The organism is Serratia sp. YC16, from assembly GCF_009707615.1.
GTDB lineage: Bacteria > Pseudomonadota > Gammaproteobacteria > Enterobacterales > Enterobacteriaceae > Serratia > Serratia surfactantfaciens.
This window is the reverse complement of the sequence record NZ_WLYN01000002.1, coordinates 679,439-694,783: the sequence shown is the minus strand read 5'-3', so window position 1 is coordinate 694,783 and position 15,345 is coordinate 679,439. Positions and strand designations below refer to the sequence as shown.

The 15,345-nt window shown below is 59.7% G+C and carries 18 protein-coding genes; 5 read left to right on the top strand and 13 right to left on the bottom strand.

Annotated elements, in window-relative coordinates:
• Positions 1 to 61: 61 nt before the first annotated feature.
• The 9 genes from GKN89_RS10720 to hinT form a co-directional block, all read right to left on the bottom strand.
• Complete coding sequence (locus tag GKN89_RS10720) at positions 62 to 541, bottom strand: Rrf2 family transcriptional regulator (RefSeq protein WP_015377469.1); 480 nt, start codon at positions 539 to 541, stop codon at positions 62 to 64.
• Between the two features lie 264 nt (positions 542 to 805).
• On the bottom strand, positions 806 to 1,342 hold the full coding sequence (locus GKN89_RS10715; RefSeq protein WP_004928798.1) for a glycine zipper 2TM domain-containing protein: 537 nt from the start codon (positions 1,340 to 1,342) through the stop codon (positions 806 to 808).
• Positions 1,343 to 1,699: 357 nt separating this feature from the next.
• Complete coding sequence (locus GKN89_RS10710) at positions 1,700 to 3,004, bottom strand: NAD(P)/FAD-dependent oxidoreductase (protein WP_019455817.1); 1,305 nt, start codon at positions 3,002 to 3,004, stop codon at positions 1,700 to 1,702.
• Between the two features lie 332 nt (positions 3,005 to 3,336).
• Positions 3,337 to 3,879: an alpha/beta hydrolase YcfP gene (gene ycfP / locus GKN89_RS10705; protein ID WP_019455818.1), complete on the bottom strand. Its 543-nt coding sequence runs from the start codon at positions 3,877 to 3,879 to the stop codon at positions 3,337 to 3,339.
• A gap of 79 nt (positions 3,880 to 3,958) precedes the next feature.
• Positions 3,959 to 4,978 carry a beta-N-acetylhexosaminidase gene (gene nagZ, locus GKN89_RS10700; RefSeq protein ID WP_063919209.1) on the bottom strand — a complete coding sequence of 340 codons (1,020 nt, stop codon included), beginning with the start codon at positions 4,976 to 4,978 and terminating at the stop codon, positions 3,959 to 3,961.
• A 38-nt stretch (positions 4,979 to 5,016) separates the two neighbouring features.
• Entirely contained in the window at positions 5,017 to 5,883 is an 867-nt protein-coding gene (thiK, locus tag GKN89_RS10695) for a thiamine kinase (protein WP_154746932.1), read from the bottom strand.
• Complete coding sequence (lpoB, locus tag GKN89_RS10690) at positions 5,864 to 6,454, bottom strand: penicillin-binding protein activator LpoB (RefSeq protein ID WP_019455821.1); 591 nt, start codon at positions 6,452 to 6,454, stop codon at positions 5,864 to 5,866. Before lpoB ends, thiK begins: the two co-directional genes overlap by 20 nt.
• Before the next feature lie 26 nt (positions 6,455 to 6,480).
• Positions 6,481 to 6,870 (bottom strand): YcfL family protein, encoded by a 390-nt coding sequence (locus GKN89_RS10685; protein ID WP_154746931.1) that lies wholly within the window; start codon positions 6,868 to 6,870, stop codon positions 6,481 to 6,483.
• An 11-nt stretch (positions 6,871 to 6,881) separates the two neighbouring features.
• The gene (gene hinT / locus GKN89_RS10680; protein WP_004928776.1) at positions 6,882 to 7,232 is read right to left on the bottom strand and encodes a purine nucleoside phosphoramidase; all 351 of its coding nucleotides are present in this window, start codon (positions 7,230 to 7,232) and stop codon (positions 6,882 to 6,884) included.
• 221 nt (positions 7,233 to 7,453) lie between these two features.
• Here hinT and GKN89_RS10675 point away from each other — a divergent pair, with 221 nt between their 5' ends.
• On the top strand, positions 7,454 to 8,359 hold the full coding sequence (locus tag GKN89_RS10675) for a transporter substrate-binding domain-containing protein (RefSeq protein WP_154746930.1): 906 nt from the start codon (positions 7,454 to 7,456) through the stop codon (positions 8,357 to 8,359).
• Here the strand turns inward: GKN89_RS10675 and GKN89_RS10670 are convergent.
• Positions 8,356 to 8,733, bottom strand: coding sequence for a helix-turn-helix domain-containing protein (locus GKN89_RS10670; RefSeq protein WP_154746929.1), 378 nt, complete (start codon positions 8,731 to 8,733; stop codon positions 8,356 to 8,358). The two genes, GKN89_RS10675 and GKN89_RS10670, sit on opposite strands and share 4 nt — an antisense overlap.
• 99 nt (positions 8,734 to 8,832) lie before the next feature.
• On the opposite strand from GKN89_RS10670, the gene GKN89_RS10665 reads away from it, so the two are divergent.
• Positions 8,833 to 9,582 carry an SDR family oxidoreductase gene (locus tag GKN89_RS10665; protein WP_154746928.1) on the top strand — a complete coding sequence of 250 codons (750 nt, stop codon included), beginning with the start codon at positions 8,833 to 8,835 and terminating at the stop codon, positions 9,580 to 9,582.
• 144 nt (positions 9,583 to 9,726) lie between these two features.
• Positions 9,727 to 10,293: an SH3 domain-containing protein gene (locus GKN89_RS10660; RefSeq protein ID WP_071891967.1), complete on the top strand. Its 567-nt coding sequence runs from the start codon at positions 9,727 to 9,729 to the stop codon at positions 10,291 to 10,293.
• 38 nt (positions 10,294 to 10,331) lie between these two features.
• On the opposite strand, the gene GKN89_RS10655 is transcribed toward GKN89_RS10660, so the two are convergent.
• Complete coding sequence (locus GKN89_RS10655; RefSeq protein ID WP_019455828.1) at positions 10,332 to 11,636, bottom strand: Nramp family divalent metal transporter; 1,305 nt, start codon at positions 11,634 to 11,636, stop codon at positions 10,332 to 10,334.
• Positions 11,637 to 11,866: 230 nt separating this feature from the next.
• Here GKN89_RS10655 and mntR point away from each other — a divergent pair, with 230 nt between their 5' ends.
• Both mntR and GKN89_RS10645 read left to right on the top strand, forming a co-directional pair.
• Positions 11,867 to 12,337 carry a manganese-binding transcriptional regulator MntR gene (gene mntR, locus GKN89_RS10650; RefSeq protein ID WP_019455829.1) on the top strand — a complete coding sequence of 157 codons (471 nt, stop codon included), beginning with the start codon at positions 11,867 to 11,869 and terminating at the stop codon, positions 12,335 to 12,337.
• A 14-nt stretch (positions 12,338 to 12,351) separates the two neighbouring features.
• Entirely contained in the window at positions 12,352 to 12,717 is a 366-nt protein-coding gene (locus GKN89_RS10645) for a DUF4180 domain-containing protein (RefSeq protein WP_074054512.1), read from the top strand.
• Between the two features lie 56 nt (positions 12,718 to 12,773).
• Here the strand turns inward: GKN89_RS10645 and ptsG are convergent, their stop codons facing one another.
• Together ptsG and GKN89_RS10635 are read right to left on the bottom strand one after the other, a co-directional pair.
• A complete protein-coding gene (gene ptsG, locus GKN89_RS10640) occupies positions 12,774 to 14,207 on the bottom strand; it encodes a PTS glucose transporter subunit IIBC (RefSeq protein ID WP_019455831.1) in 1,434 nt (477 codons plus the stop codon).
• 343 nt (positions 14,208 to 14,550) lie between these two features.
• Positions 14,551 to 15,327 (bottom strand): metal-dependent hydrolase, encoded by a 777-nt coding sequence (locus GKN89_RS10635; protein ID WP_063919200.1) that lies wholly within the window; start codon positions 15,325 to 15,327, stop codon positions 14,551 to 14,553.
• Between the last annotated feature and the right edge of the window lie 18 nt (positions 15,328 to 15,345).

Genomic DNA, 15,345 nt, shown 5'->3' with positions numbered 1-15,345 from the left:
TCATCCTGAAATGCAAAAAGGTCGGGCAATGCCCGACCTTTTTTATGCGCTCCATCCGGCATTATTTACCGGCGGCTTCAGCCTCTTGCTCGGCGGCGTATTCCGCGCAGGCGCGCTTGTCGCCCCGCTCCAACTCGGCCAGCGAGTCGGCCACGGTATGGCGCGCCAGCACCGCGAGCGAAGCCTGCTCCGCTTCGTTCACCACCGATTTGAAATACCAACAGGCGTTGGCGCTCACCAGGCAGCGGGCCGGCACTTCAGGGCGAGAGGCCCAGATGCGCTTGTCGTCGATTACCGCCAGATAGATATCCCGCAGGGTAATCTCTTCCGCCGGACGACCGAGGTGGATAGAGCCGTTTCGGCCCAGGGTGGACACGATGATGCCGTCTTTGGTCAGCGGCACCATCAGTTTGCGGATAAAGCTCGGGTTGGCTTCCAGAGCAGCGGCGAGCGTGGCGCTCGTCGAACGCATGCCCTGCTTCTCAGCTACGGCGACGCTAAGGACCATTTGCAACGCTGTCGGAAAGCGAAAATCTAACATGTCGTTATCTCTGCGAGACGAAATACTCGGGTTTGGCCGGTGCGGCGATTGGCGCCGATAACACCGTTTAATCGCACAATAATATAACAAACGCAGGGGCTTTTTTGAAGTTTTGCCCAGTGATATCGCACGCAGACATTAGAACAATCGCCGAATTCTCCGGCGAACAAAAACAGAAGCCCGCGTCAATGTTAACGCCGCTCGCTTAACCGGGTTAAACGATCAGAACTAACACTGCCCGCGGGCTTAATTCGAATGCTGCGATCAGGCTCTGTTCAGCACCAGCTGGCCGTTTTTATCCAACGGGATTTGCGTGCCCGGATCGTGATCCATGCGGATCTTACCCTGCTGATTGCCGATCTTGTAAGTCACGTCATAGCCCAGCATTTTCTGGGACTTGTCATAGACCGTTTTGCAACGCTGCTGAACGCTGGTGGTGACGTCATTGTTCTGCATCGCCCCTTGCACCTGGTTGCCGGCATAGCCGCCGCCCAGCGCGCCCACTACGGTCGCCACGTCGCGCCCGCGACCGCCGCCGAACTGGTGGCCGATCACGCCGCCCGCCACTGCGCCCAGCACGGAACCGGCGATGCGGTTTTCATCCTGCACCGGTGCGCGGTGCGTAACGGTAACGTTGCGGCATTCCTGACGCGGCGTTTTGATGGTTTCTTTAATCGGCGTTGCGGCGAGCACCTGCGCGTATTGCGGACCGGCAGAAAAGACGTCCAGGCTGGCTACCGCGGCGATCCCCAGAGCGGCAGCGATACCAATCCCAACACCGGCTAACATTGACTTGTTCACAGGAAACCTCCTGAAAGTGTTACCACGCATTTTTTCCGGGGTCTGTTACCGGCATGGCACCGCGCTTATTGTTTTGCGCATGGGCGGCTTGCGGTATCCCGGTTTACGGCGTGCGCGACGCGCCGTCTGTAAACGAGGTAAAGTCTGCACAATGATTTGAGGGCTCGCAATAAGACAAGGGGACCAAAAATGCGGGAAAACGGCCGTTTGGCCGCTGTTTAGGAGGAATCTTAAGAATTTTACCCATGTCCGCGACAGCTTATGCTGAAGAATCAAGCAACCGCCGCCGTTCGCCTTACGCCGCCATAAAAAAACCCGCGCGGGCGAACCGGCGCGGGTTGGTCGATAAGGGCAGGATCAGTGCATCTTCAGACGCGGGCGGATCACCCGGTTGATGCCGCCCACCAGCATCATCAGGCCGGTTTTGATGTAGCCGTGCAGCGCCACCTGGTGCATGCGGTACAGCGAGATGTAGACGAAGCGCGCGATGCGCCCTTCCACCATCATCGAACCGCGCATCAGGTTGCCCATCAGGCTGCCGACGGTGCTGAAGCGCGACAGCGACACCAGCGAGCCGTGGTCTTTATACACGTAAGGCTTCAGCGTCTGGCCGTTCATCAGCGCCAGGATGTTGGTAGCGCAGCGTGAGGCCATCTGGTGCGCCGACTGGGCGCGCGGCGGCACGAAACCGCCGCCCTCTTTCGGGCAGGAGGCGCAGTCGCCGATGGCGAAAATGTTCGGATCGCGCGTGGTCTGCAGCGTTGGCTCCACCACCAGCTGGTTGATGCGGTTGGTTTCCAGGCCGCCGATGTCCTTCATGAAGTCCGGCGCCTTGATGCCGGCCGCCCACACCATTAGATCGGCGTCGATGAACTCGCCGCCCTTGGTGTTCAGGCCCTTGGCATCGGCGCTGGTCACCATGGTGTTGGTCAGCACGCGCACGCCCAGTTTGATCAGCTCCTGGTGCGCGGCGGCGGAAATGCGTGGCGGCAGCGCCGGCAGAATGCGCTCGCCGGCTTCCACCAGCGTCACGTTCAGCGCGCTGTTGTCCAGGCCTTCGAAACCGTAGCTGTGCAGCTGTTTCACCGCATTGTGCAGTTCGGCGGACAGTTCAACGCCGGTGGCGCCGCCGCCGACGATGGCGATGTTGACCCGCTCTTTTTGCCCCGGCTGCGCCGAGAACTTCAGGAACAGGTTGAGCATTTCGTTGTGGAAACGACGCGCCTGATGCGGGTTATCCAGGAAGATGCAGTGCTCTTTCACGCCCGGCGTACCGAAATCGTTCGAGGTGCTGCCCAGCGCCATCACCAGGATGTCGTACGGCAGATCGCGCGCCGGCACCAGCTCGCCGCCCTGCTCATCGCAGATCTGCGCCAGCTGCAGCGTTTGCGCCTCGCGGTTGATGTTGGTCAACGACCCCAGCTGGAAGCTGAAATGATGATTGCGCGCGTGCGCCAGGTAGCTGAGCGCATCCACGCCGTCATCGAGGGAACCGGTCGCCACTTCGTGCAGCAACGGTTTCCACAAATGGCTGTGGTTGCGATCCACCAACGTGATCTCCGCTTTGTTCTTGCGGCCGAGCTTATGGCCCAAGCTGGTCGCCAGCTCCAGACCACCGGCGCCGCCGCCGACAATAACGATTTTCTTCTTTGGCGTTGTCAAAATAACCCCCTAAATGTGAACCATTTGTTATTCCAGGGTAAATAAATAATATCCTTAGAATACATAGGGTTCGCGTAAAATAATTCGGCTCTCTGCAGCCAGAATAGCATGTGAGGTTATTTGGTCATACCAAAATTGACGTACATCAAATTTTTTTGGTTAAAGGCTGGACGAGGGGATTTTTTGGGGATTGAGATTCAAATAGTTAGCGCTGAGTCACAGTTTTAAATTTTGCCGATTGCCACCTCAAATTTAGTCTTGGTGCACAAAAAAGCCGCACTTTCCGTCGGTGAAAAACGGCAGGCGCGGCTCGCGGCGGCGTTATGAAACTGTTAACCCAGCGCCTTAAACGCCTTGAGCCGCTGCAGATGCGGCGAGATGTTTTTGAACTTGTGCGTCTGCTGTTCATCCCAGACGATTTCGTAATAGTGATGCAGCAATTCGGCGCTGCGTCGGTTATCCAGCACCTCATCGCGCCGCGACAGCACCACCAGGCAGCGATCGCGGTTTTTCTCGCGGAAATCCTCCACGCACTTGGTGGCGATATCGCGATACTCTTCCGGTCGGTCTATCTTGCCGTGCATGTGTTCTTCCGGGTACAGATTGGGATTGAACATCGCCTGGCGAATGCCGCACAGGAAGCCGATGCGCTCAGCCCAGAAACCGCCGAGGCCAACCCCGCAGATCAACGGGTGCGCGTCGCCGCCCTGCTGCACCGCCTTGTCCACCTCTTTCAACAGATGCTGCATGTCGTGACGCGGGTGCAGCGTGCTGTAGCTGATAAAGCGCACGTCCGGATCGATAAACTGCAGCTGTAACACCTTTTCATGATTGCCGGGACTGGTGGAATCGAAGCCGTGCAAATAGATAATCATGTGGATCCTCGCAACAAGCCAAGGGCCGCGGGCGCGGCCCTCATCATTTCCGCTCTGCGCCGCGATGCGGCGCCTGGATTCACCCTTGCGAACGCTGCTTGTGCTCCTCCCAGCGTTCGCTCAGCGCGCTGAGCGCCTTGTGCGCCTGCTGCCAGCGCTCGGAGGCGCGCAGTTCCTGACGGGTGAACTGACCGCGATGATATAACCGCTTCACCTTCTCTGCTTTGACCGGGGACAGGTTATCCAACACGCTGACCGCACCGGCGCGGTTGTTGCACACCAGGATCATGTCGCAACCGGCATCCAGCGCCGCCTGGCCGCGCTCGGCGTAGCTGCCCATGATGGCGGCGCCTTCCATCGACAGATCGTCGGAGAAAATCACGCCGTCGAAGCCCAGTTCCTGCCGCAGGATCTGCTGCAGCCAGTAAGGCGAACCACTGGCCGGACGCGGGTCCGCTTCAGTATAGATGACGTGGGCCGGCATGACGGCGTCCAGCAGCTGGCGATTGATCAGCTCACGGAAGATCGCCATGTCGTGCTCGCGGATCTGCGCCAGCGGCCGCGGATCGCGCGGGGTTTCCTTGTGCGAATCGGCGCTGACGGCGCCGTGCCCCGGGAAGTGCTTGCCGGTGGTTTTCATGCCGGCGCTGTGCATACCGAGAATAAAGCGTTCCGCCATCGCCAGCGCCTGCTGCGGATCGCTGTGGAACGAACGCTCGCCGATCGCCGCGCTACCGTGGCCGATGTCCAGCACCGGCGCAAAGCTGATGTCGATATCCTGCGCGATCATTTCCGCCGCCATCAGCCAGCCGGCCTCCTGCGCCAGACGGCCGCCTTCCTGCGCATCGTGCAGCGCCGCGAACGACTGCGCCGCCGGTAAACGGGTGAAGCCTTCGCGGAAGCGCTGCACGCGCCCGCCCTCCTGGTCTACCGCCACCACCAGCCGATCGTGCGAAGCGGCGCGGATCTGCCGCACCAGCTCACGCAGCTGCTCCGCATCGTGGAAGTTGCGGGTAAACAGGATCAATCCGCCAACCAGCGGGTGTTTCAAAATCTCGCGTTCTTCTGCATCCAGCTCGTAGCCGGCGACATCTAGCATTACTGGGCCCACGGGCACCTCACTTCATTATTGTTCGTTCAGAATTCGGATGATGATAAACAGAATCGCCGGCGCCGCGCCGCGCCCCAGCGCAAAAATTCAACGTCGCCGCTCTGCTGCCAGCGCACTTCAAACCACAGCAGCATCAGATAATCCACCCACGGCAGCCAGCGGCGCACCTGCGCCTGCAGCCGGGCGAGGTCGTGATAGCCCTGGCGCGCGTACTGCTGCAAAAAACGCTGTTGCTGCTCGGCCGCCCAGCCGTTGCCGCGAAACAGCGCGGCGATATCCAGCGCCACGTCGCCGTCGGCGGCATACTCCCAGTCGATCAGCCGCAGCCCCTCGCCGGTTGCGAGCAGATTGCCCGGATGGATATCCATGTGCAGCGGTGCCAGCTTCAACGGTGACGGCGGCTCGCTGTGCAAAAAGTGATGCTGCCAGCGCAGCCAAAGAGGGGTTAAACGCCGCCTGTCCAACAGCTGCCAGTAACGAATGAACTGCCGACGCAGATCCAGCCGGTAACCGCTGAGCGGCCGCCGATGCAGCGCCGCCGCCATCGCCGCCAGCTCGCCGCGCTGGTTCAGCGCGACAAATTCGGCATTTGTGACGACGTCACCTTCGAGCCATTCGAGCACCAGCCACTGATTATTCTGCGCGAAAACCCGTGGCCCCAGCCCCGACGCGCAGCGGCGCAAGGCCTGTGCTTCCCGCCATCGGCTCACCCCCAGCGCACGTTTCTCCGCGCTGTGTTGCCGCGCCAACAGCGTGATGCCCGAACCGTCGATGCGCCAGCTCTCGCCGGTCAGCCCTTGCACCGGGCTGAAATGACAACCGGCGGTATTCACCGCCGGCAGTCTGGTTTCCATCAATCGTCGCAGCGCGGCCTCAGCGTTTAACGGCGCCATTGCCCGACCAGACGATCTCGCCGGTTTGCACCAGCATCAGCTGCATATCCAGCGCCGGCGACTTCACGTCGCCGCTGACGTCGCTGTACAGCACGTACTGCGCGCCGACGATGCGCGCCAGGCCGATCGCCTTGCTGCGTGAGCCGAAGCTGTCATCCGCCGACAGGCCCAACGTTTGTCTGGCGCTGGTCAGCTTCGCTTCCGGTACCACGCTGAAGGTGGAGTTCGACGCCAGCGCCTTATACAGCGCCGCGGTGGCTTTGCCCATCTGCAGCGAGCCGTTGGTATTGTTCTTGACGCTGTCCAGCAGCAGCACGCTGCCGGCCGTCACGCCATCGGCCTTCAACATCTGCCCTACCAGCGGCTGAACGCTGCCCAGCCAGTCGAGCTGCTGAATTTTCGGCGGCTGCGGCACCGGCTCGGTGGTTGGCGGCTGCGGCTGTTCTACCGGCGGCTTCGGCTGTTCCGGCTCGACGGTGACCGGCGGCAACGGCTGATCCGGCTCAGGCTGGCGCGACAGGCAGCCGCTCAGGGTTAATGCGGCCAGCGCCACTAAGACGTACTTTTTCATGCTTTTTCTCCAAACCTGGCAAGCGCTTACAGGTACAGATACAGACGCGCGGTTTTGGCGTCCAGATTGCCGTTAATCGAGTAGATTTTGGCGTCCGAGTTGGGCGCCACGACGATCTCACGCGATTTTTCGAAGGGGCGAATATCCAGCCCCTGCGCATCGTACCAATAGAAACGGTAATGCACGGTGACCGGCGTCGCCTGGCTGTTATTGAGTACCGAGGTCGCCATCACCCGCCCGGAAGCGTTCGAAATCGAAGGCGTATCGGCCAAAATGCCGGCGGTCAGCACCGAAGGATCCATCACCACCGTCTGCCCTTGGTTGACCGCGATGCCGGACGGCGAACTGCACCCCATCAGCAACGCGGCGGGCAGCGCCAACGCCATCAGACAACGCAGAGTTTTTTTACCGCGCATGATTTCCTCGCTTAACGTGACAGCAGCGGCCCCAGCGAGCGGCCACCGACCAGGTGCATATGAATATGATAGACCTCCTGACCGGCGTGGCGGTTGCAGTTGACGATCAGGCGGTAGCCGTCCTCGGCGATGCCTTCCTGTTCGGCGATTTTCGCCGCGGCGGTGATCATGCGGCCCAGCGCGGCTTCATGCTCCACGGTCACGTCGTTGACGGTTGGGATCAGCACGTTGGGAACGATCAGCACGTGGGTGGGTGCCTGGGGGGAGATGTCACGGAAAGCGGTGACCAGTTCATCCTGATAAACCACATCAGCAGGGATTTCGCGGCGGATAATTTTACTGAAAATCGTTTCTTCGGCCATCTGGCGTTCCTTGTTTTACACAATTAGCTGTACGCAGTATGAGTGACAAATTCTACTGCTTTCAACCTGATTGCGCACTTTCCACGTCGAGTGCTGCAGATTCGCGCAGGCCGGCGCCCCGCTTGTGCATCTTTTCACTTTGGTTATTCACTATTGTTGCTTTACTTGCCCCTCACCGCCGCCAATAGTAACCCCATGATTAACAAAGGATAGAGGGCGTTATGTCACCGAGGATTTCGGCGCTGTGCGCGCTGTTGCTGAGCGCCGCCGTTCAGGCGGCCCCGTCGGGCGGTATCGATCTGCAGGCTAACCGACAGCCGATACGCGCGGAGCGCAATCCCGCCGCTATTGCGCTGATTCCGACGAACTTTCACTTCGCGACGCCCGGCAAACTGACGGTGGCGGTGGCGTTCGAAAACTCCCCGCCGCTGGCGCTGTTCGCCGAGGACAATAAAACGCTGATCGGCAGCGATCCGGACATCGCCCGCCTGGTGGCCGACAGTCTCGGGCTAGAGTTGAACCTGGTGCCTACCTCCTGGGAGGATTGGCCATTGGGCATCAGCGCCGGCAAATACGACGCGGCGATCTTCAACATCGCCGTCACCAAACAGCGCAAGACCAAATTCGACTTCGCCACCTACCGGGTGGACACGCTGGGCTTTTACGTCAAATCCACCAGCAAGATCGCCTCTATCAATCGGCCGCAGGACGTCGCCGGGCTGCGGATCATCGTCGGATCCGGCACCAATCAGGAAAACATTCTGCTGGGATGGGATAAGCAGAACCGCGCCGCCGGGCTGCCGGCGGTACAACCGATCTACGTGACCGACGACGCCGCCACCAACCTGAGCATTCAGTCAGGGCGCGCCGACGCGTTCTTCGGCCCCCACTCTACCGGCGCCTACAAGGCGGCGCTGACCGGCAAAACCAAAATGGTCGGCATCGGCCCCAACGTGGCCTACGTGGCGGTCACCAGCAAGAAAGGCAACGGGCTGGTGAACGCCATCAACGCCGCCGTCAACGGCGTCATCGTCAGCGGCGAATACGCGCAGGTGCTGGAACGCTGGGGCGAAGGCGACGAAAAGGTCGAACGCTCCACCATCAACCCGCCGGGCATCGGCGACTAGCCGCCGATCAGCTGCGGCGCGTGCCGGCGCATCCACTCCGCCAGCGAGTCGAGCGTCGGCCGCAGCGATTTGCCGAGCGCGGTGACCTGGTACTCCACCCGCGGCGGCACTTCGGGAAACACCCGCCGCGTCACCAGACCGCGCTGCTCGAACAGCCGCAGTTGGCGCGTCAGCTCTTTTTGCGCGATGGGCGCTACCGCCCGCTGCAGCTCGCTGAATCGCACCGGATCGTCGATCACGATCAGCCGGTACAGGATCGGTATCGCCCACTTGCCCGACACCAGATTGACGAAGTCCACCATCGGGCAGGATTCGCCTGCCCTCGGCAACGCCGCCAAATTATTTTCCTTTGCTAAGGGTGCTTGCGCCGTCATTTCATCCCACCTCGTCCTTTAGTATCCAAAGGGTGCCTACTATGCAAAAGGAACTATAGCGCAAATAATGCCGCAACAGACACTCAAGAGGAATCTGTTATGTCACGACTGCAAGGCAAATACGCATTGATTACCGGCGGCACCAGCGGCATCGGGCTGGAAACCGCTCGCCAGTTCATCGCCGAGGGCGCTTTGGTTGCGATCACCGGCCGCAGCCAAAGCGCTCTGGACGCGGCAGGCCAGGCCTTGGTGGGCAAGGCGCTGTTGCTGTTGAGCGACGCCGGCGACATCCCGCAGCAGCGCGCGCTGGCGCAGCAGTTGGAGCAGCGGTGGCCGCGGCTGGACGTGCTGTATGTCAACGCCGGCGACGTCACGCACCGCCCGCTGCAGGAGTGGGATGAACAGAGCTATCAGCGGCTGATGGACATCAACCTGAAAGGGCCGTTCTTTCTGATCCAGGCGCTGCTGCCGCTGCTGGCCAACCCTTCTTCGGTGATCCTGTGCGGTTCGGTCAGCGCCCATATCGGCCTGCCGCAGAGCAGCGCCTACGCCGCCAGCAAAGCCGGTTTGTTATCGCTGGCCAGAACGCTCTCCGGCGAGCTGCACGCGCGCGGCATTCGCCTTAACGGCCTCAGCCCCGGCCCGACCGAAACCCCGGCGTTGGGTAAGCTGGGGTTGGCGGAAGCGGATGAGCAGGCATTGCGCGACGATATCCGCGCGCTGGTGCCGATCGGCCGCATGGGCAGCGCGCTGGAGCTGGCCAAAGCGGCGGTGTTTCTGGCGGCGGACGAATCGGCCTTTATGGTCGGCGCCGAGCTGCAGATGGACGGCGGCGTGGGGAATCTTTAAGGCAAAATACCCGTATATCGGGGGCGTTATGCCCCCAGCTAAATTGATCTCGCTGCAATAAACTGACCGGTTGCCTCTCAATTGCAAAAACCTGGGGCACGCACTACCCTTGGATATAATTATTTCGAGCGTGAAGATATTCTTATGGGAAATAAACGGAAGGACACGGTCACTGGAGGTGTAATTATTTTATTAGTAATAATAGGCTTTCTGTTTCACGCATCGGAAAGAAAACAATCTGCAGTAATAGCCCCCTATTCAGCCAACGTCTCTGATACCAGTAGCCAAACTCACCCGGCAGCCCCAGTATATTCGGCAACGACGACCGAAAACCCATCCGTCGAGAAGTTTGTGAACACCGATAAACTTAACGTACGCGCATCCCCCAGCGGAAAAGTCATAGGTTCAGTCAGCCGCGGCGAAAAAATAACCGTCTATCAGGAAAAAGCTGATTGGATCAGAATATCGCAGAAAACAGAAAAACCGCGCTGGATATCAGCAAAATCTCTTTGCGATTATGCCGAGTGTTATATCAAACCTACGATAACAAAAGCGGTTAAGGCGCCAGCCAAACAGACTCCCCCAGTAAAAAAACCGCCTCGAAACTCATCCATTGGCTCTTGCCCTTGTTCTTCCGGGAATATTTGCATTGGTCCCAGAGGCGGCAGATATTGTATTACCTCCGGCGGCAATAAAAGGTATGGCGTTTAGTCATTACTTCTCGCACCAAGCCACCGGGTCTCCTGACCTCACCCCAACCCGGGGATGTCGACGCCAAAGGTCTGCAACAGCAGCACCACATTGAGCAGCACGATCACCACCGTGCCGACCACCGCCGCCAGGCTGGTCCAGCGGCCGTTGGCGAACTCGCCCATGATGTCGCGGCGGCGGGTGAACATCACCAGCGCGATCATCGGCGCCGGCAGCGCCAGGCTCAGCACCACTTGGCTGTAGACCAGCGCGTCGGTGGCGTTGACGCCCATCGCCACCACGATAAACGCCGGCACCATAGTGACCAGGCGACGCACCCACACCGGAATGCGGAAGCCGACGAAGCCCTGCATGATCATCTGCCCGGCCATGGTGCCCACCACCGAGCTGGAGATGCCGGAGGCGATCAGCGAAGCGAGGAAGATACCGGCGGCCGCCGCACCGAACAGCGGCGTCAGCGTATGGTAGGCGGTGCCAATCTCGGCCACGTCGCTGTTACCGGCGTGGAAGGCGCTCGAAGCCATGATGACCATCGCAATATTCACCAGCCCCGCCAGCGCCAGCGCGATCACTACCTCGATATTGGAGAAACGCAGCAGCTTGCGCCGCTCGCCGTTGTCGCTGGCCGGACTGCGGTGCTGGGTCAGCCCCGAGTGCAGGAAAATGGCGTGCGGCATCACGGTGGCGCCGATAATGCCGACGGCGATGGTCAGCGCCTGCGCGTCGGGCAACTGCGGCGTCACCATGCCGATGCCGGCCGCCTGCCAATCCACCGGTACGATGAACATCTCCACCAGATAGCACAGCGCGATGATGCCCACCAGGCCACCGATCATCAGTTCAACCGGGCGGAAACCTTTTTTTTCCACCATCAACAGCGCATAGGTGATCACCGCCGTCACGCCCATCCCCGCCAGCAACGGCATGTGGAACAACAGCGCCAGCGCGATCGCGCCGCCGAGAAACTCCGCCAGATCGGTGGCCATCGCCGCCACTTCGCTGAGCAGCCACATGCCGATCACCACCGGCCGTGAGAACTGATCGCGGCACATTTCCGCCAGATTGCGGTTGGTGACGATGCCGAGCTTGGCCGACAGCGCCTGAAACAGCATGGCGATCAGGTTGGCCATCACCACCACCCACAGCAGGCTGTAACCGTATTTCGCCCCGGCCTGAATGTTGGTGGCGAAGTTACCGGGATCCATGTAGGCGATAGAGGCAATCACCGCCGGGCCGGCGAACAGCAACGGCGTAAAGGCGCCGCGCTTGCGTCCGGCAAGGGCGGCACCAATCGCGATGTTGGTCCGTTCGGTTAACGATGGGGTGGTTGCCGCATCACGCATGAATTACCCTCAATCTTTTACTGGTTATTTTTCCACCTGTCATGCTGACAATGTAGCATCGGCTACACTTTATGCAACAGGCGAAATTCATTGGCTTTGTGTAGAGATATTTCTAACTACCACAATGCGTGGCATCGAATTGATAATGTGTGCTATTTGGACTAACTTAGGGCAACCCTCCCCATATTGCCGGGAGACGCCATTTTTACGCTTACAGGACGCCCCACGCTATGGTTACCCGCGCGCCAGATAACGCCGACCGCCCCGCCCTGACCGATATGCCGGACGAGGCCGAGCACGCCCTGCGTTTTAGCCGCGCCCGTGAAGCGCAGTCCAATGCGCTGATCGAAGATTACGTTGAGCTGATCGCCGATTTGCTGCAAAGCACCCGCGAAGCCAGAACCACCGATATCGCGCGCCGCTTCGGCGTGTCTCACCCGACGGCGATCAAAAATATCGCGCGGCTGAAAAGCGCCGGGCTGGTTGAATCGCGCCCTTATCGCGGGGTGTTTTTAACCGAGGAAGGCGAACAGCTGGCACAGAAGGTGCGCCGCCGTCACCGCATCGTGGTCGATCTGCTGATGTGCCTCGGGGTGCCGAGCGAAACCGCCGAGCTGGATAGCGAAGGGATTGAACACCATATCTCGGACGAAACGCTGGCGGTGTTCGAACATTATCTACAGCAGCACGCCAAACCCTGACTCCCGGAGCGCCGATGAGCTACGCCGTGCAGCAAATCCATGATCTGCGCCTGGTGGTTTTCGCCGAAGCCGGGCCGGCGCTGAAAGATGAAAACGACGTCAGCCTGTTTATCGCGCCCGCCTTTGAACACGACGCCGGGATGATCGCCCTCCCCGTCAGCCGCCTGGACGCCACCTTCTTCCAGCTCAGAAGCGGTATTGCCGGTGCCGTATTGCAGAAATTCGTCAACTACCGCCTGCGCGTGGCGCTGCTGGGCGATATCACCCCTTGGCTGGCGCAAAGTAACGCGCTGCAAGACTTCGTGCGCGAAGCCAATCGCGGCGAACAGGTCTGGTTCCTCCCTTCTCTCGCCGAACTCGAACAGCGCCTTGGCGCCTGACGAAAGGCAATAAAAAAGGGAGGCTTTCGCCTCCCTTGGTAACTCCCCTGCCTGAATCAGTGATTACGGATATATTCGTCCATATCGGTTTTCAGGTTGTCAGACTTGGTGCCGAAGATGGCCTGCACGCCAGAGCCAGCGACGACTACGCCGGCTGCGCCCAGTTTCTTCAGGCCCGCCTGGTCAACTTTGGACACGTCGGCCACGCTGACGCGCAGACGGGTGATGCAAGCATCCAGGTTAGTGATGTTTTCTTTACCGCCGAAGGCCTGAACCAGCGCTGCGGACATTTCGGAACCGCCCTGCGCAGTCTGCTCGGCAGCGGTGTCTTCACGGCCCGGGGTTTTCAGATCCAGCTTGGCGATCAGCACGCGGAAGATGGTGTAGTACACCAGACCGTAGATGATGCCGACGATTGGGAACAGCCAGATTTTGCTGCTGTTGCCGCTCAGTACGATAAAGTCGATCAGGCCGTGCGAGAAGCTGGTGCCGTCACGCATGCCCAACAGGATGCAGATTGGGAACGCCAGACCGGCCAGGATAGCGTGGATCACATACAGGATCGGTGCGACAAACATGAAGGAGAACTCGATCGGCTCGGTGATACCGGTCAGGAACGAGGTCAACGCGGCGGAGATCATGATGCCGCCGACTTTAGCGCGGTTTTCCGGCTTGGCCGAGTGCCAGATGGCGATGGCCGCAGCAGGCAGACCGTACATTTTGAACAGGAAGCCGCCGGACAGTTTGCCCGCGGTTGGGTCGCCCGCCATGTAGCGAGGGATGTCGCCGTGGAACACCTGGCCCGCCGCGTTGGTGAATTCACCAATTTGCATTTGGAACGGTACGTTCCAGATGTGGTGCAGACCGAACGGCACCAGAGCACGCTCAACCACGCCGTAAATGCCGAAGGCTACAACCGGGTTCTGATAAGCCGCCCACTGCGAGAAGGTCTGGATAGCCGTACCGATCGGTGGCCAGATGAAGGACAGCACTACGCCCAGAACGATCGCCGCCAGACCGGAAATGATCGGCACGAAACGCTTACCGGCAAAGAAGCCCAGGTATTCCGGCAGTTGAATGCGGAAGAAGCGGTTGAACATATAGGCCGCGATGGCGCCGGAGATAATCCCCCCGAGCACACCGGTATCCGCCAGGTGTTTGGCCGCAATCTCTTCAGCCGGCAGGTGCAGCACCAGCGGCGCAACCACCGCCATGGTTTTCACCATGATGCCGTAAGCCACCACCGCCGCCAGCGCGGAAACGCCGTCGTTGTTGGTGAAGCCCAAGGCGACGCCGATAGCGAAAATCAACGGCATATTGGCGAAGACCGAACCGCCCGCTTCCGCCATCACGTGGGAGACTACCGCAGGTAGCCAGCTAAAGTTGGCGGAACCGACGCCCAGCAGGATACCTGCGATAGGCAACACGGACACCGGCAGCATGAGCGATTTACCTACTTTTTGCAGGTTTGCAAATGCGTTCTTGAACATAGTTGAGTGTGCTCCTGAGTAATAATGCTTTGCTACTTCTTGTCGCGATACGTCGCGCTGCAAGGGGGGGAGAAAAACCCCTGCAATTCAGGGTGTCTGAGCACCCCTTGAATTTATTACGCAGAGTAAAATAAATAGCCTGCGCAATGTTTGATGACAATCACGTTTCGATGATCGAGCCGCAGCAACTTTGCATAAACCGGCTGTTTTTTGGCAAAACAGGCCAAAAAATACGCACCGAACAACCTGAAACGGGAGGGAACCTTACCCGTTTCAGTGATTAATTACGAGCTCAAAAAAAATTATGCAGACAATGACCTACAGCTATAGCCTAGGTCAAAGATCACAGATCGAGGTGAAATAAGCGTGAAAAGTTGGCGGTGGTCGCTTCGGCCAGTTGTTCCAGGCTAACGCCCTTCAATACCGCCATGTATTCAGCCACATCGCGCACATAGGCGGGTTGGTTTTCTTTGCCGCGATGCGGCACCGGCGCCAGATAAGGCGAGTCGGTTTCCACCAGAATGCGGTCCAGCGGCACATAGCGGGCTACTTCACGCAGCTGTTCGGCGTTGCGGAAGGTCACGATGCCGGAGAAAGAGATGTAAAAGCCCAGATCCAGCAAAGCTTCGGCGGTGGCCAGATCTTCGGTGAAGCAGTGCAGCACGCCACCACAGTCCTGTGCGTTCTCTTCACGCAGGATCGCCAGCGTATCCGCGCGCGCATCGCGGGTGTGGACGATCACCGGCTTGTTCAGATCCCGGCCAATGCGGATATGCTCGCGGAAAGAGTCCTGCTGCAGCTCAAGGTTGTCTTTCTGGTAGAAGTAATCGAGCCCGGTCTCCCCCAGCGCCACCACCTGCTCCGCCGCCGCCAGGCGACGCAGCTCGGCGTAATCATAGCCTTCTTCCAGGTTGAGCGGATGCACCCCGCAGGAGAAGGCCACATCGTCGCGCTGGCCGATCAGTTCGGTCATGGAACGGTAGCCCGGCAGCGTGGTGGCGACCGCCAGCACATAGCCGACGTCGCGCGCTTTGGCCTTGGCCAGCGCATCGTCCACATTCTGGTGCAGCGTTTGATAATCCAGGCCGTCAAGATGGCAATGAGAATCGACTAACAACATAATTTTTAACTCTTTTAC

Excerpts from the sequence above, each read along its gene's own strand:
- GKN89_RS10720 (WP_015377469.1), bottom strand. The coding sequence starts at position 541 with ATGTTAGATTTTCGCTTTCCGACAGCGTTGCAAATGGTCCTTAGCGTC.
- ycfP (WP_019455818.1), bottom strand. The coding sequence starts at position 3,879 with ATGATTATCTATTTGCACGGCTTCGATTCCACCAGTCCCGGCAATCAT.
- nagZ (WP_063919209.1), bottom strand. The coding sequence starts at position 4,978 with ATGCTAGATGTCGCCGGCTACGAGCTGGATGCAGAAGAACGCGAGATT.
- thiK (WP_154746932.1), bottom strand. The coding sequence starts at position 5,883 with ATGGCGCCGTTAAACGCTGAGGCCGCGCTGCGACGATTGATGGAAACC.
- lpoB (WP_019455821.1), bottom strand. The coding sequence starts at position 6,454 with ATGAAAAAGTACGTCTTAGTGGCGCTGGCCGCATTAACCCTGAGCGGC.
- GKN89_RS10685 (WP_154746931.1), bottom strand. The coding sequence starts at position 6,870 with ATGCGCGGTAAAAAAACTCTGCGTTGTCTGATGGCGTTGGCGCTGCCC.
- hinT (WP_004928776.1), bottom strand. The coding sequence starts at position 7,232 with ATGGCCGAAGAAACGATTTTCAGTAAAATTATCCGCCGCGAAATCCCT.
- GKN89_RS10675 (WP_154746930.1), top strand. The coding sequence starts at position 7,454 with ATGTCACCGAGGATTTCGGCGCTGTGCGCGCTGTTGCTGAGCGCCGCC.
- GKN89_RS10670 (WP_154746929.1), bottom strand. The coding sequence starts at position 8,733 with ATGACGGCGCAAGCACCCTTAGCAAAGGAAAATAATTTGGCGGCGTTG.
- GKN89_RS10665 (WP_154746928.1), top strand. The coding sequence starts at position 8,833 with ATGTCACGACTGCAAGGCAAATACGCATTGATTACCGGCGGCACCAGC.
- GKN89_RS10660 (WP_071891967.1), top strand. The coding sequence starts at position 9,727 with ATGGGAAATAAACGGAAGGACACGGTCACTGGAGGTGTAATTATTTTA.
- GKN89_RS10655 (WP_019455828.1), bottom strand. The coding sequence starts at position 11,636 with ATGCGTGATGCGGCAACCACCCCATCGTTAACCGAACGGACCAACATC.
- mntR (WP_019455829.1), top strand. The coding sequence starts at position 11,867 with ATGGTTACCCGCGCGCCAGATAACGCCGACCGCCCCGCCCTGACCGAT.
- GKN89_RS10645 (WP_074054512.1), top strand. The coding sequence starts at position 12,352 with ATGAGCTACGCCGTGCAGCAAATCCATGATCTGCGCCTGGTGGTTTTC.
- ptsG (WP_019455831.1), bottom strand. The coding sequence starts at position 14,207 with ATGTTCAAGAACGCATTTGCAAACCTGCAAAAAGTAGGTAAATCGCTC.
- GKN89_RS10635 (WP_063919200.1), bottom strand. The coding sequence starts at position 15,327 with ATGTTGTTAGTCGATTCTCATTGCCATCTTGACGGCCTGGATTATCAA.